At 50.6% G+C, this 15,442-nt stretch carries 14 protein-coding genes and 1 riboswitch; of the genes, 12 read left to right on the top strand and 2 right to left on the bottom strand.

The window, feature by feature from the left end; genetic code table 11:
- The first annotated feature begins 17 nt into the window (after positions 1-17).
- From K7397_RS07175 to K7397_RS07155, 5 genes are all read left to right on the top strand, one after another.
- Positions 18-449 carry a chemotaxis protein CheW gene (locus tag K7397_RS07175; RefSeq protein ID WP_223067272.1) on the top strand — a complete coding sequence of 144 codons (432 nt, stop codon included), beginning with the start codon at positions 18-20 and terminating at the stop codon, positions 447-449.
- 6 nt (positions 450-455) lie between these two features.
- Positions 456-2,525 (top strand): chemotaxis protein CheA, encoded by a 2,070-nt coding sequence (locus K7397_RS07170; protein ID WP_223067271.1) that lies wholly within the window; start codon positions 456-458, stop codon positions 2,523-2,525.
- 58 nt (positions 2,526-2,583) lie between these two features.
- Positions 2,584-4,182, top strand: coding sequence for a methyl-accepting chemotaxis protein (locus tag K7397_RS07165; protein ID WP_237690745.1), 1,599 nt, complete (start codon positions 2,584-2,586; stop codon positions 4,180-4,182).
- 53 nt (positions 4,183-4,235) lie between these two features.
- A complete protein-coding gene (locus K7397_RS07160) occupies positions 4,236-5,309 on the top strand; it encodes a protein-glutamate methylesterase/protein-glutamine glutaminase (RefSeq protein ID WP_223067269.1) in 1,074 nt (357 codons plus the stop codon).
- 67 nt (positions 5,310-5,376) lie between these two features.
- Positions 5,377-5,697, top strand: coding sequence for a thioredoxin family protein (locus tag K7397_RS07155; protein ID WP_223067268.1), 321 nt, complete (start codon positions 5,377-5,379; stop codon positions 5,695-5,697).
- A 103-nt stretch (positions 5,698-5,800) separates the two neighbouring features.
- Here K7397_RS07155 and K7397_RS07150 read toward each other — a convergent pair whose 3' ends face one another.
- A complete protein-coding gene (locus K7397_RS07150) occupies positions 5,801-6,778 on the bottom strand; it encodes an aldo/keto reductase (RefSeq protein ID WP_223067267.1) in 978 nt (325 codons plus the stop codon).
- A 163-nt stretch (positions 6,779-6,941) separates the two neighbouring features.
- Between K7397_RS07150 and K7397_RS07145 the strand changes: the two genes are divergently transcribed.
- The 3 genes from K7397_RS07145 (at position 6,942) to K7397_RS07135 (ending at position 10,447) form a co-directional block, all read left to right on the top strand.
- Entirely contained in the window at positions 6,942-7,520 is a 579-nt protein-coding gene (locus tag K7397_RS07145; RefSeq protein ID WP_223067266.1) for a nitroreductase family protein, read from the top strand.
- Positions 7,521-7,618: 98 nt separating this feature from the next.
- Positions 7,619-8,701, top strand: coding sequence for an acyltransferase (locus K7397_RS07140; RefSeq protein ID WP_223067265.1), 1,083 nt, complete (start codon positions 7,619-7,621; stop codon positions 8,699-8,701).
- A 141-nt stretch (positions 8,702-8,842) separates the two neighbouring features.
- Positions 8,843-8,945, top strand: a riboswitch (purine riboswitch).
- 65 nt (positions 8,946-9,010) lie between these two features.
- Positions 9,011-10,447 (top strand): NAD(P)/FAD-dependent oxidoreductase, encoded by a 1,437-nt coding sequence (locus tag K7397_RS07135; protein ID WP_223067358.1) that lies wholly within the window; start codon positions 9,011-9,013, stop codon positions 10,445-10,447.
- Between the two features lie 77 nt (positions 10,448-10,524).
- On the opposite strand, the gene K7397_RS07130 is transcribed toward K7397_RS07135, so the two are convergent.
- Positions 10,525-11,334, bottom strand: coding sequence for an alpha/beta fold hydrolase (locus K7397_RS07130; RefSeq protein ID WP_223067264.1), 810 nt, complete (start codon positions 11,332-11,334; stop codon positions 10,525-10,527).
- A gap of 297 nt (positions 11,335-11,631) precedes the next feature.
- Between K7397_RS07130 and K7397_RS07125 the strand changes: the two genes are divergently transcribed.
- The 4 genes from K7397_RS07125 to K7397_RS07110 all read left to right on the top strand — a co-directional run.
- Complete coding sequence (locus tag K7397_RS07125; protein ID WP_223067263.1) at positions 11,632-12,633, top strand: Gfo/Idh/MocA family protein; 1,002 nt, start codon at positions 11,632-11,634, stop codon at positions 12,631-12,633.
- A 186-nt stretch (positions 12,634-12,819) separates the two neighbouring features.
- Positions 12,820-13,866, top strand: coding sequence for a ParA family protein (locus tag K7397_RS07120; RefSeq protein ID WP_223067262.1), 1,047 nt, complete (start codon positions 12,820-12,822; stop codon positions 13,864-13,866).
- A 1-nt stretch (position 13,867) separates the two neighbouring features.
- Positions 13,868-14,764 (top strand): SIR2 family protein, encoded by an 897-nt coding sequence (locus K7397_RS07115; RefSeq protein WP_223067261.1) that lies wholly within the window; start codon positions 13,868-13,870, stop codon positions 14,762-14,764.
- Positions 14,765-14,982: 218 nt separating this feature from the next.
- Positions 14,983-15,442: transposase (locus K7397_RS07110; protein WP_223067260.1), on the top strand; the 460-nt coding region annotated here is incomplete at its 3' end.

The raw sequence follows: 15,442 nt of genomic DNA, 5'->3' as shown, positions 1-15,442 counted from the left end.
TCAAGGAAGGTGGAATCATGCAAGCGGCAGTACAGGAACAATATGTGGAATTCGGCATTGAGAATGAGCAGTATGCGATCCGGATCCAGGAGATTCACGAAATTATCAAGATGCAGGACATTACTCAAATTCCGAACGTGAAACCTTATGTGAAAGGCGTAATCAACTTAAGGGGAAAAATCGTACCTGTTCTCAGCCTTCGCGCCATGTTTGAGATGGCGGACAAGCCCTACTCCAAAACAAGCCGGATCGTGGTCGTCCATCACCGCGAGGATACGGTCGGCATCATCGTCGACCGGGTCAGCAAGGTGACAACCTTTACCGATATTCAGCCGCCTCCGGATCGCGTTGGAGGAATCGATGGCAACTTTTTCGTCGGAATCGGTTTGAACGGCAGCGCCCTGGTCGGGATTCTAAAACTGGATGAAGTTCTGCTTCATGAGGAGTGATGCCGCATGCTGGCAGAGTATAAAGAGGTATTTCTGGAGGAGCTGGAGGAGCAGCTTCAGCTTATGGATGAAGTGATTTTGCAGCTGGAGCAATGCGGAGACTCCGGCGAAGTCGTGCAAACCCTGTTTCGGGCAGCCCATACGCTAAAGGGTTCCTCAGCCGCAATGGGGCTTGGGGAGATGCAGCGGCTCACCCATCAGATGGAACATCTGCTCGACCAGGTCAGGAGCAAGAAGAGAAGTGTCACCCCGCCGCTGATCGATCTGTTGTTCAAATCGATGGACATTCTGAAGCAGATGAAGCTTGACATGGAGCAGCATGATGCAAGCTTCGTTGATATTACTAGCTGCTTGCTGGAACTTGAAGCGTTCGGCCGGTCGTCCGGCGAATCGCCCAGTGAGCCGCCCAGCGAATCGTCCGGCGACAAGGCTATTCCGACTGATGACGAGGCAGCTTTCGGGGCGGACAGTTTCAGGCGGCCCCTTCCGGAGCAGACGCTCTCCACCCGGCTCAAAGTGCAGGAAATGCAGGAGAAAGGCAAGCGCGTTTATTGGATTCAAATCGGCATAGCACCCGAATGCGTCATTCAGGGCGCCAGAGCTTATGTCATCCATTCCATGCTTACGGAATGGGGGGATGTGCTGATGGCTTCGCCTGAAGCCGAGAGTCTGGACGAAGGCTATGTCGAATCGCTGGTCTTGACCTTTCTTTTTGCAGGAAATCTGGAGGCGGAGGAACTGAAGGCCCGTCTTACGAGGCTGGTGGATGTGGCTGGCGTTCACTTGGTGCCCGAGCCTTTTGATAGAGAAGATATGACGATCCCTGCGGCCGTAGCTGTGGAAAAAACAGCGGGACAAAGTGGGACCCAGCCCGTGGAAAAATCCAAGTCGACAACGATTCGTGTCAGCGTGGACCGGCTGGACCACCTGATGAATCTGGTAGGCGAGCTGGTGATCGACCAGACCCGCATTGAGCAGATTGAACGGAAGCAAAGGCAGAGATTTCAGGATGAATCGGTGAGCGAGCTGGGCCATGTCTCGGATCACATCCACCGGATTATCAGCGACCTGCAGGAAAGCGTCATGAAGGCCAGAATGCTGCCTATTGAGCAGCTCTTTAACCGGTTTCCGCGAATGATCCGGGATTTGTCCCGAAGTCTCGGCAAGGAACTGGACCTGGTCATGGAAGGCAAGGAAACGGAATTGGACCGGACCCTGATCGAAGAAATCGCGGATCCGCTGATCCATCTGATTCGAAATGCGGTCGATCACGGTCTGGAGAGTCCGGAACTGAGGGAGAAGCTGGGGAAATCCCGTAAAGGCACGCTAACCATTCGCGCAGCCCACGAGGATAATCAGGTCGTGATCTATGTCGAGGACGACGGGAAAGGAATTGACGCTGCAAAGATCAAAGCCTCGGCATTGAGAAAAGGGATGATTCGGGAGGAAGAAGCCGAACTGCTCAGCGAACGCGAAGCTGTCAATCTGATCTTTCGGCCCGGTTTCTCTACGGCGCAGTCGGTCAGCGATGTCTCGGGCCGAGGCGTCGGCATGGACATCGTCCGCAGCCATATCGAGAAGCTGAACGGGCTGATTGATATCGAGACATCGCCAGGGCAAGGGACACGGTTCAAAATCAGACTGCCGCTTACGCTTGCCATTATCTCCGGTTTGCTGGTCAAGGTGATGAATCAGACGCTGATTGTCCCGATGAGCAGCATTGCCGAGATTGTGCGGGTGACGGCTCAGGATATTAAAAACGTGCACGGCCGCCCGGTGATCGTTCTGCGCAAGCAGGTCATCCCGGTCGTCGATATGAACGATCCTGTCCATCCGGATTTCCACAGGACCGGAAAAAATCACATCCCCCTGATTATCGTCGGATTGGCGGAGAAGCGGCTGGCTCTGGTCGTAGATGAGTTGATAGGCAATCAGGAGATCGTAATCAAGTCGCTCGGTTCTTATATAGGCAAAGTCGACGGCATTGCCGGAGCTACGATTTTGGGGGACGGCAATGTTGCGCTCATTCTCGAAATATCCGCTTTGTTCAACCCAACCGGCGGATACAAATTTTAGGGAACAGTGATTTTACACGAGTGGATATATGTTTGTCAATAAACATGAACGGGAGTAGATGAAGGTGAAGTGGTTTTATAATCTGAGAACGTCTGTAAAGTTAATATCCGCTTTTTTGTGCATAGCATTGATTTTGACCTTTGTCGGATTAGTTGGACTGAACAATTTGGGGAAAATGAACAGCAGGATGGGGAACATGTATAATAACAATTTGGTTCCCATCGCCGAACTTTCGTCCGCACAGGCCGTATACCATCAGATCCGTATAGCTGCAAGGGATATGAGCATGATTGCCCGTTCGGCAGAGGAAAACCGGCAGTATGAGGACCAGATTAAAAGCTTGCAAGCCCAATTGCTGGGAAAGGTGAATCGATACCGCCAAACCCGGCTGACTCCTCCTGAGGAGGAACTTTTAAAGAAATTTGACCCTGCCTGGAAAGCTTACAGTCAATCTTTGGAGAAGGCTATTCAGCTCAACAATGCCAACGACACCCAAGGATTTATAGCTTTGCTGCAAGGCGAAATAAATAAAACCGGAACCGAGTTTTCGAAGGTCATGGATGACCTGGTCGCTCTGAACACCAATATAGCGGATCAAACGAGAGAAAGCGGAGACAAGGCCTTTCTGTCATCCCGGAACATGACCATCCTGATTATCGCCGTTTCGTTTGCAGTCAGCATCGGATTCGGAATCTATATCGCCCAAATCATAGCCCGGCCTTTAAACCGCACCGTCAAACTGGTTGGCCAGGTTGCGGAAGGCGATTTGCGGGAGACGCTGGATATCGATACGAAAGATGAGGTTGGACAGCTGGCGGCTTCGGTGAACGACATGGTTATGAAGCTTCGCGGCACCGTCGGGAGCATTCAGAATTCCGCCGAAAATGTTTCAGCGGCGTCTCAGCAAATCTCGGCGAGCACCGAGGAAATCGCCAGCGGCAACGCGAGTCAGGCTCAATCGGCCCAGACGATGGCCGAGCTGTTCAAGGAACTGTCCGAAGCGATCAACTCTGTCGCCATCAGCGCTGAGCAGGCTGCGGACTTATCCAATACAACGATGAGCATTGCGCAAGAGGGAGGAAAGGTAGTCAGAACCTCCATTGAAGGCATGACTTTGGTAAGCGAACAGGTATCCAGACTGGAAAATGATTCGAACCAGATCGGCGATATTATTGAGGTGATTGACGATATCGCCGAACAGACGAATCTGCTCGCTTTGAACGCGGCCATCGAGGCCGCGCGTGCAGGCGATCAGGGCCGGGGATTTGCCGTGGTGGCCGATGAAGTGCGGAAGCTCGCCGAACGAAGCGGTGAAGCGACCAAACAAATCACGGCGATCATTAAGGGCATGCAGGAGAATACGAGACAAAGCGTGCAAGCTGTGAGCGAAGGGGTCCTATTCTCGCAGAAAACCGGGGAAGCATTTGATAATATACTGGCGATGGTTAACGAATCCGCAAGCAAAGTGGGGGAAATCGCCGCTGCGAGCGAGCAGCAGGCAGCCCAGTCTTCGGAGGTGCTGTCCTCGATCGAAGTGATATCCGCGACCACCGAAGAAGCGGCGGCCAGCAGCGAAGAGACGGCAGCGACAGCCCAATCCCTGGCGAATCTGGCGGAAGAATTGAACCGTTCCGTCTCCATTTTTCAAACCCGGTAAGCTATTAAGCACCAAACACCAGGAAAACTATAACAGAGAAGAGTGGTATGTAGATGGCAAAGATCAGGGTTCTTGTCGTCGATGATTCCCTGTTTATGCGCAAGCTCATTGCACGCTTTATAGAGGAAGACCCGCTGCTGCAGGTGGCGGGAATGGCTTGCAACGGCGAGGAAGCCGTCCATATGGCGAGCAAGCTGCGGCCTGATGTCATTACGATGGATGTCGAAATGCCGGTCATGAACGGCTTGGATGCGCTGGAGCAGATCATGAAGAAATGCCCGGCTCCCGTAGTCATGCTGAGCTCCTTGACACAGGAAGGCGCTAACGAAACGATCCTGGCTCTTGAACTCGGAGCCGTTGATTTTATTCAAAAGCCTTCAGGCTCCACCTCTGCGGATTTGTACCGGGTGAAGGGCGAAATTCTGCTTAAAATCAAATCCGCCGCCGAAACCCCGCTGGCGGCCCTAAAGCCGAGGCTGCGATATCGGCAGGTAGCTCAGAGAGCGGCTTCGATCAGCCGCCCACTTGCGAACGGAGCGGCTGCAAGAAAGAGCTTCAGCCAAATGATCGCGATCGGAACCTCGACAGGGGGACCAAGGGCGCTGTCTGAAGTGATCGGAGCGCTGCCTGCCGGTTTCCCATACCCGGTTCTGGTCGTTCAGCATATGCCGCCCACATTTACGAAGTCATTGGCCCAAAGGCTTGACGCCTCGTCAAGCGTTCGGGTCGTGGAGGCAGCAGACGGCGAGACGATATATGGAGGGACGGTGTATATCGCCCCCGGCAATTATCACATGACTGTACAGGAAGCAGGCGGCGAGTATAAAATTAAATTGAATCAGGACCCTCAGCGGAATGGCCACCGGCCATCCGTTGATGTTTTATACGAATCCGTTGTGAGGCTGAATCGGCTAAAAAGGCATTACGTCATTATGACCGGAATGGGAAGCGACGGGGCCAAAGGCATGCTGCTCGCCAAGGAATCCGGATCGGCATCCACAATCGCGGAGGCGAAGGATTCCTGCGTTGTATTTGGAATGCCAAGGGCGGCGATCGAATACAACTGCGTAGACCATGTAGTTCCATTAGGCCGTATTGCTGCCACAATACTGGAAGTCACCGGCTAGTAAAGCCGGGAACGGCCGCCATCTCGATATGTTCGATTCTTTTATATGAAGGGATTGGAACCTAAAAATGCCTCTGAAGGAACTTTCCGAACAGGAGCTTTTGCTTCGCCTGGATCACCGGCAGGAACAAGAGGGCGTATTGCTCTTCACGCCGCTCTGCGGAACCTGCCAACTGGGAGAGAGGATGCTGGATATTGTTGAAGCTACCGGAAAGGCTGTCCCGCTATTTAAAGTCAATATCAATTACTCGCCTGTTCTAAGGGAGCGATGGCGCATCGAGAGCGTTCCCTGTCTGGCCCTGCTTAAGGGAGGCGAGCTGATCCTGAAAGAGTACGCCTTGCGTTCGGTGGATCATTTGTTTCATATTCTGCGGCGGGACAAGCCTTAAGCCTGTCCCGCCTTTTCGTGTTCGTGTACGCCAATGTCGCCCCATATGGCTATTGCATCAATTCATTCAGCCATTCAGCTGCCCAGCCAGCCATTACGAGAGGTCAAGCCATCGCTCTGCCTCTGGACGTAATGAAGAGCTTGTACCATTCTTCACGGGTAAGGGTTACATGGACCGCTTCCCCGCAAGCGGCGATACGCTGCGGATTCACCGTGCCGATGACCGGCTGGATCTGTGCCGGATGCTTCAGCAGCCAGGCGAGCACAATTGCTTCGGGAGCGGTGTTCTTCTCCTCGGCATAGCGTTTGACAAGCGCCGCTGTGTTCTGAACGGCTTCGCTCTGGTCTGCCGTGGAGCGGCCGGAGAACAAGCCCTGGGCCAGCGGACTCCACGCTTGCAGCTGGATGTTCTCAAGCTGGCAATATTCCAGCGTCCCCTCCGGAAAAACATTGTCCGCGGCAACAGCCTGATTGACGTTCACGCCGGTTTCCACAAAGCCGGCCTTGAGCAGGCTCATCTCCAACTGGTTTACGATCAAAGGCTCGCCCAGGGCGGACTGCAGCAGCCTGATTTGCCCGGCGCTCATATTGGACACCCCGAAGTAGCGAACCTTGCCGGAGAATTTAAGCTGATGCAGCGCTTCGGCGACCTCATAACGGTCCATCAGGGGGTCGGGGCGGTGCAGCAGCAATATATCCAGATAAGGAATGCCAAGCCGCTTCAGCGAATCGTCAACGCTTGCAATAATATGTTCTTTAGAGAAATCATAACGTCCGGGCGCTTCGTCGTCGCCGTCATACAGGCGAATGCCGCATTTGGATTGGATGATGATTTGTTCCCTTAAGCCCGGGCGCTCTTTAAGCACTTGTCCGAACACTTTCTCGGCCTTTCCCCGGGTGTAGATATTGGCATGGTCAAAAAAATGGATGCCCGCTCCGAGAGCGGCTTCAACCGCTTCGTGAGCCTGCTTGACATGTTCACCGGTAATAGGCTTGCTTGCGTCCCATTCACCCCCAAATCCCATACATCCCAGCGAAAGTCGGCTTGCCGGGATGCCTCTTTGCTGCAGCGGCATGTTCATGGATAGATCACTCCTTTAATCCCAGTTTGATAATAATTATAGAACAAATAGAGAAGAGATGATAGCGATTCCATTCCCAGTTTAAGATGAGAGGTTGACGAATATGCATGGCAGATAATAGTCTAAAATTATGCAAAATAAAACTTGGAAAGGAATGATCTGATTGAATATATTTGAAGCCATCCGTACCCGCAGAAGTATTGGAAGAGTGTCCGAAGAGGAGGTGCCGCGGGAATCCATCGAGCGGATTCTGGAGGCGGGAACCTGGGCGCCTAACCATCGCCGGACAGAGCCGTGGAAATTCTTTGTGCTCCGGGGCGAGGGAAGGAAGAAGCTTGGACTGGCGCTTGCGGAAATCGCCAAGGCTGAGGCCGGAGCCGTAGAAGCGGAAGAGCTGGATAAACTCGAATCCAAGGCGCTGGACAAGGCAAAACGCGCCCCGCTGGTTATCGCCGTAGCCGTCGAGCCGACAGAGAAGGAGGGCGTCATTGAGCTTGAGGAATACGGGGCGGTGTTTGCCGCGATCCAGAACATGCTGCTTGAAGCGCATGGGCTTGGACTCGCTTCCGTTTGGAGAACGGGAGAGCCTGCCTATCACCCGATCATGAACAAGCATTTTGGACTTAGCGACAAAGGGAAAATGCTTGGGTTCCTATACATCGGAAAGCCGGCGCTCCCAAGTATGCCTGAAGGGAAAAGGGAATCCTACCTGGCCAAAACTGTCTGGATCGATGAGGTGTAAAGATTTGGTGCGTTTTGGCGCGGTGTCTTTTGGTTAATTGATTTATAACTGCTTGCTGGCATAAATTAAATGGAAGGTTCTCCAAAGGGAGGGGTCGTATGAATGTATCCGTCAAACCGAGAATACATGATCTGGATTTTTACAGAGCGTTCGGCATTTTGGCTGTGGTTGTCATCCATATGACCTCCTATCCCGTCGTAAGGATGAGGAGGGAGCCAGACAGCGCGGCGGCTATTTTTTACACCTTTTGGAACGGGATTAGCCAGTTTGCTGTTCCGGCGTTTATTTTTCTGAGCGGATTGGTGTTGTTCTACAATTATTGGAGTCCTGAACGGAGATCGCGTTCCTGGATCGGCACATTCTATAGAAAAAGGCTTTTGTTGATATTCGTTCCTTATGCTCTATGGTCCTTTATCTATTTTCTGATCATGGAAATTGAGCGCGGCAGGCTGCCGTTCTTAAACCTAGGACAGTTTTTCCTGAGTCTTGTGACCGGACAGAATTATGAACATCTGTATTATTTCATTATGTTGAGCCAGTTTTATATTCTGTTCCCGCTGCTGCTCATGGCTGTAAGGTCAATAAAGATGGCGAGGCAACTCATCCCGTTTGTGTTTGTGTTTCAGGCCTGCTTTTATTTCCTGAATCTACACCTTCTCCACTGGCAGTCCGGAGATGTCTTCATCACCTATTTCCTGCAGTTTTCTCTTGGCGCGCTGATGGGGATGGGCTACGAAAATGCGATGGGAAAGCTGCGAAAATGGGCAGGGCTGTTTTTTTTTGTGTTCATCGGCAGCGGGCTGTGTTACGTATTCGCAGGCAGATTGTATTATGAATGGGTTCCGGCGCTTCTCCCCTACAAAATGTATCTGAACTTTATCATCTACTGCGTGTTCACCGTGTCGGCCAGCTTAGCGCTGCTGCTCGCGGCCCGTTTTCTATCCCTGCATTTGACCGGGGCCTTGGCCAGAGCGCTTTCGGCGATCGGCGCCGGGTCTTTCGCCATTTTTCTGATCCATCCTTTGCTTCTGCACTATTGGAGAATGGCCGTGGTTGACAGGTACGGGCAGTATTATCATTATTTGACCCTGCTTGGTGGAGCGGTCGTCCTCTTCTTGTCTTGGGCTTTTTATAAAATGGCGAGAAGATGGAAGTGGAGCTGGATATTGATCGGCAGATAAGAATGTTCGTGTTTCAAGGACTTATACCCTAATTTATTTCGAAAAATGCTTGTATCTGATATGGAAAACGAATAATCTCCCTTTTATCATTTGACATATTCGGATATTGTGTGTATTATTCGTTATGTTGCTACACATCATCAACAAATAAACCGAATCGTTCGTATATCCTCAGGTAATATGGACTTGAGGGTTTCTACTAAGGAACCATGAATTCCTGGCTACGAATAGGGTGCTCTGCATACCTGTATATAGCCGGGATTTTTGTTTTTTCGAAAATGCTCAACTTTAGGGGGAACGATGAAGACGATGAGCCGATATGATGCAATTGTAGTTGGAGCTGGACCCGCCGGGATCTTCGCCTGTTATGAACTGAGCCTCAAAGCGCCGCATTTCAAGGTGCTGCTGATTGATAAAGGACACGATATTTACCGCCGCCGCTGTCCGATTCTGGAAGAGAAGATTCAGTTTTGCCCGCCTCCGGCGGGACGCAAGGAATTTGCCGGCTGTCTGCCCGCATGTTCGATTACAGCCGGATTTGGCGGGGCGGGCGCTTACAGCGACGGCAAGTTTAACATTACAACTGAATTCGGCGGCTGGCTGACCGATTATCTGGCGCCTTCCAGGGTGCTGGAACTGATCCGTTATGTCGATGCGCTGAATCTGAAGCATGGAGCGACTACCACAATCACCGATCCGCTGACCGATAAAATCCGCGAAATCGAGCAGCGCGGGTATGCGGCAGGGCTCAAGCTGCTGCGGGCGGAGGTTCGCCACCTCGGAACCGAGCAAAACCTGGAAATTCTGAAGTCGATTTACGAGTATTTGAACCCCCGCATTGACATGATGTTCAAGGCGGAAGTCCAGGATATCGTGACCGTGAAGGAAGGGGAGGGCTACCGGATTCAGGGGGTCACGCTGAAGAACGGGGAGACGTATGAAGCGGATCTGGTCATGGTCGCTCCGGGACGGGACGGCTCGGCGTGGCTGACGGACATTCTGAAGAAGCGCCGGCTCAAAATGTACAACAACCAGGTGGACGTCGGGGTCCGGGTGGAGACAAGCGATGTGGTGATGCGGGAAATCAACGAGAATCTGTATGAAGGCAAGTTTATCTTTAACACTTCGGTAGGTACCCGGGTCCGCACGTTCTGCAGCAATCCGTCAGGCCATGTGGTTGTGGAGAATCACAGCGGCGTGATGGCAGCGAACGGGCACTCGTTCAAGGACCCGGCTCTCGGTTCTTCCAATACGAATTTCGCGCTGCTGGTGTCCCACGCTTTTACGGAGCCGTTCGACAAGCCGAACGAGTACGCACGCGAAATTTGCCGGCGGGCCAACGACTTGTCAAATGGCGGCGTCATCGTGCAGAAATTCGGCGACATTATGCGCGGGCGCCGCTCGACAAAGGCGCGGATCGCGGAAGGGTTTCTGGAGCCGACCTTGAAGGAGGCTGTACCGGGCGACCTTGGACTCGTGCTTCCTTATAACACAATGAAGAGCTTGATCGAAATGGTGGAAGCGCTCGACAAGGTCACGCCGGGCATCGCGTCCGAACACACGCTGTTCTACGGGGTCGAAGCGAAGTTCTATTCCGCCCGTCCGAAGCTGACGGAGCAGCTGGAGACGGAGATCGGCGGCCTGTTCTGCGGTGGCGACGGAGCCGGGATCACACGCGGGCTGGCCCAGGCTGGAGCGGCTGGCGTATGGATTGCCCGCAGCATGCTGGCCAAGGCAGGCGTGTAGCCGATAGACTCAGGCGCAATAGCAAAGGGGCCGCCCAGGCGAAACTTCACCTTATGGGCCATGGGCAGCTCTATTTTTTACCCGATAAAGTCGGCCAACCGTTTGTTAAAGGCATCGCGCTCTTCCCACATTAGCCCGTGGCCGCTGTTTTCAAACGGGATAAGCCTGGAGGTTTTAATGCCTTTATGCTGCGCCATGGCGAGCGGGAACAGACATATTCGGTCATGAACGCCATGCAGGATCAGGGTTGGGACGTGTATCGTCTCCAGATCGGCGAACAGTTTCTCGTCCCTTAACGAAGCCAGAACCGCTGCAGTTGACCAGCCTGCCGCCTTGAGTCCCATTTGGAAAAACCAGTCCGAGAACGGTTCGGTCACATGCTGGAAGAAGAACATGTCCCCGAACCCCTCCAGCATTTTCGGCCGGTCATGATAGGTATCCTGTATTAAACGATTTACATCTTCCTTAGGTAGTCCATAGGGGAAATCGGGCCGCTGCGTGAAGCTCGGAGCAGCCGCCGCGAATAAAGCCAGTTTGGATACCCCGTGTCCTTGATGACGGGCCATGTAGCGGATGGCGATCGCGCCCCCTACGGAGTGTCCGGCAAGCGTGAAATTTTGGAGTCCAAGTGCATCTACCACGGCCCGCACATCGTCAGCCAGCCGGTCATACGAGTAACCCCTCCAAGGTCTGTCGGACTTGCCAAACCCTCTGAGATCAAGGCCGATACACCGGTACCCCATTCCGGGAAGCACATCAAACTGGTATTCAAACAGGTTGTGGTTCGCCGGCCAGCCGTGTATAAAGAGGATCGGCTTTCCTCCCCCCGGGTCAACGTCTTCAACATAAACTTTTACGTTTGGTTCTACTTTTACGTAATATTCCATGCGGATTCCTCCTGGCTAATACAGTCTTGTTAAAGATACGTTATTCACTGCGGCTGGAATGGGTGAATGCCTAGAGTGCCTAACCGTTATTACGGTATCACGAGCGGCTTGCGAGCAAAGGCTGCCGGGCGGCTTCTCTTTTTACGTTTGCAAGCGATTTCCCCTTTGCTGCCGTCCCTTTAAGCCATATCTTTCAACCGCCACAAATTTATAACCGGAAGCGCTATTTGAGACGGAAAAAATGTGCTACATTAGCCTAAATAATCCTTATTTTGGGAAAAAGAGGAGGATTTGCGGGTGGCATCCATACGTATCGGCAAAATCAGCTATTGGCATGTGCATGCATGGGATTATACGAATGAGGCTCTGGCTCATCCCGATACCGGGATCGTTGCGGTATGGGATGAGGATCCGGCAAGAGGCCAGGAAGAGGCCGGAAAGCTGGGAGTTCCTTTTTACGCTTCGCTGGATGAGATGCTTGCAAGCGATATCGACGCGGTCATTGTCAGCGCGCCAACCCGGATGCACCGGGAGGTGATGACCAAGGCTGCACGAGCGGGCAAACATATTTTTACGGAAAAAGTGCTTGCTCCTACGCTTAGGGAAGCGAATGACATCCTGGACGAGGTGCAGAAGAACGGCGTGAAGCTGATGGTGTCGCTGCCCCGGCTGAATGACGGGTACACGCTGGCAATTCAGGACGTATTGGCGGAAGGGCTGCTCGGGCGGATCACGCAGACCCGTGTCCGATTATCCCACAATGGAGCGATCGCAGGCTGGCTTCCGGAGCATTTCTACAGCCTGGAGGATTACTGCGGGGGAGCCTTGATCGACCTGGGCTGCCATCCGATCTATTTGAACCTGCTGTTCCTGGGCGAAGCGCCGGAAGAGGTGTCTGCGCAGTTTGGTTATGTCACCGGCAAGCAGGTTGAGGATAATGCGGTCGTCCTGCTTCAGACAAAATCCGGAGCTGTCGGCATTGCGGAAACGGGCTTTGTGAACAGCTTCTCGCCGTTTACGATCGAGGTGCACGGTACCGAAGGCTCGCTGCTGTACGGAACGCCGGAAGCGAAGCTGCTGCTTGTGACCAGCCTCAAAGGCGAAGAATTCGCCGGCAAGTGGCAGGAGCTGCCGATACCGCCAAACCGTGAAAACGCATTCGAACAATGGGTCGGCCATATACACAACGGTACGCTGGCGGAAGAGAACATTCGTCTGGCTTTGGATCTGACGAAGCTAATGGAAGCCTCCAACCGTTCGGCGAGGGAGCACCGCGCTGTCCGTCTGGAGGAGGTTTGAGTTTCCGTCAGGGGCAAGGGTAGGGCCGCTAAGAAGATCGGCCGCCCTAAATTTTTCGCCTTCAGAATGACACGCTGAACCGTATCATAAATAACGGCAAGTTTGGACAAATTTTGATGAAGTTCTTGAAACTACTGTGCCCTTCAAAGTATTCTATTATTAATAGAATACTTTGTGGAGGAAATTATGATAAGTATTTGTTTCTTTAATAACAAGGGCGGGGTAGGAAAAACAACTTTAGTAAGTAATATTTCTTCTTTTTTTTCAAACTCTGGGTTGCGAGTATTACTTATTGATGCGGACCCACAATGTAATGCAACCCAGAGTATTTTGCCTCCCGAAATGTTAGAGGATTATGAAAATTTAAGTTTTGATACCCTGTTCCAAGTGCTGGAGCCATTTGAAGAGGGAGAAGTTGAAATTAATACAACCATAAAGCCACTTGGAAAGGACTCAAATAGGTTTAATATAGATATCTTGCCAGGACACCCAAGATTATCCCTTTTGGAGGATTTGTTAAGTAGAGCGTGGCTTGAGATAATTGGAACTGAATTAGGCGGGTTACGAAAATCTAATTGGTGCTATCAATTAAATAAATCACTAGAGAAGGATTATGATTTGATTATCTATGATGTTGGTCCTAGTCTAGGTGCGCTGAATAGAAGCATCTTAATTGGATGTAACTTTTTTGTTACTCCAATGGGGTGCGATACTTTTAGTATCATGGGCGTAAAGAATATTTCCGGATGGTTGAATGATTGGCATAAAACTTATGAAACTGGGATAAATGCGGTAAGGCAACGTAATGAGGAAATGTTAAATAAGTTTATTACAAGGGGTAAAATACTCGAGAGCCTAAGTGAGCAAGCTAGATTTGCAGGCTATACCGTTCAGCAATACATAACAAAGGTTTCTGGAGGAGAGAGGCGTCCAACTAAGGCCTTCGAAAATATCCTTCAGGCTATACCATCACAGGTAGTAATTAATTTAAGGGAGTTCATTGGATCTGAGCTTCCCACTGATGATTTAATCTCACAAGAGATCTTTAAATTGGGTGATATTCCTCACTTATATTCTCTTGTTCCATTAAGTCAAAGTGCAAACGCACCTATATTTAAACTGACTAGTAAAGATGGAATTGTTGGAGCCCAGTACAGCCAAATTGAAGAATACAAAGAAATGCTAGAGTCTATATCAATGAAGCTACTTACTAATATAGGGTTCGGTGAATAAAATGTCCATTATGATACCGGGAACCCAAGGACAGAGAATATTCTGGCCAGAATCTTTAGTTGCTGAAGTCGCTGAAAGAAGATGCATTATTATTCTAGGTGCAGGAGCTTCTGCTTCGTCTGTAGCTCAAAATGGTCAAAGGCCAAAAGATTGGAAAGGATTCCTTTTTACGGGTATTGATTTGATGTGGGATGAACGAGCTAAACAAGAAGCTAGGGAGTTAGTTGAATCTAGTTCTTACTTAGATGCTGCACAAGTAATGAGAGATCATATGTATGATGGTGATTTTAGAGATTTAATATTAAGAGAATTTCAACATCCTAGATATCAACCATCAGATATTCATAAAATACTACTGAAAATTGACCCCAAAATTGTCATCACCACTAATTATGATCAAATATATGATAACTATTGCTTACATGGGGGTGCTTACGAAAGCTATAACGTTTGTAAATATTACGAATCACATGCATTGAATGATTTACGATCTAACAGAAGAGTTATACTTAAGGCCCATGGTTGTGTAGCTGACCCATCACGTGTGGTCTTAACAAGGTCAAAATATTTTGAAGCTAGAAACGATTATCCTTCTTTTTTTAGCATACTAGATGCGTTGTTTTTAACACATACCCTGTTGTTTATCGGAAGTGGACTTAATGATCCTGACATTAACCTGCTTCTTGAGAATGCTAATATTGCTGCGAAAAGTTCAATGCCTCATTATGCATTAACCCCTAGAGGAAGACATAATTCTATTAAGCAGGTTATGAAAAAAACATATAATTTAGAACTGTTGGAGTATGAAGAAGGCAGGCATGAGCAGGTAATTACTGCACTCAAAGAATTAGAAGAAGCAGTTATATCATATCGAGTTCACAGAGGTACAGGTTTTTGAAGAGGCGATAGGTATCGCCTCTTTTTCGTGTTACGGTTACTAGTTAAAATGAAAGCATGCCGTTACAGACAGCGCGGAGAACCGTACCACAAGTGATGGTACACACAATCAGAAAAGAAATAGTACTTGAGAGTAGCTATATCAGCGAGTCTGTAAAATAGTTTGTGTAAACTCCTAAACCCAGTAAAATGGAAGTCATAGAAAGGTTGGGAGAATACATGGGACTTTGGTCAAAAGAACAACTACGGGCTTTCATTAAGGAGAATAACCTGGTCACCGCACAGGATGCACAAAATGCTTTGAAAGACCTGTTTGCCGAGACATTGCAGGAGATGCTGGAAGCCGAGATGGACACGCATCTGGGCTATACGAAGCATGACGTGCAGAACAAGCAGACCCGAAATAGCCGCAATGGAAAAAGCAAGAAGACGATCACGAGCGAGTACGGCGAGCAGGAGATTGCGGTTCCCAGAGATCGCCAAGGCGAGTTTGAACCGCTCGTCGTCCGGAAGCATCAATCGAACGTAACCGGCATCGAGGACCAGATTATCGCGCTCTACGCCAAAGGCGTCAGCACCCGCGAAATTCAAGATCATCTGCTTCAGCTATATGGTGTCGACGTTTCGCCGACGATGATTTCGAACGTAACGAACAAGATCGTGCCGCTGATCAAGGAAT

Source organism: Paenibacillus caui (assembly GCF_019904135.1).
Lineage (GTDB): Bacteria > Bacillota > Bacilli > Paenibacillales > Paenibacillaceae > Fontibacillus > Fontibacillus caui.
Note: the sequence above shows the minus strand (reverse complement) of the source record. Positions and strands in the feature narration are given on the sequence as shown.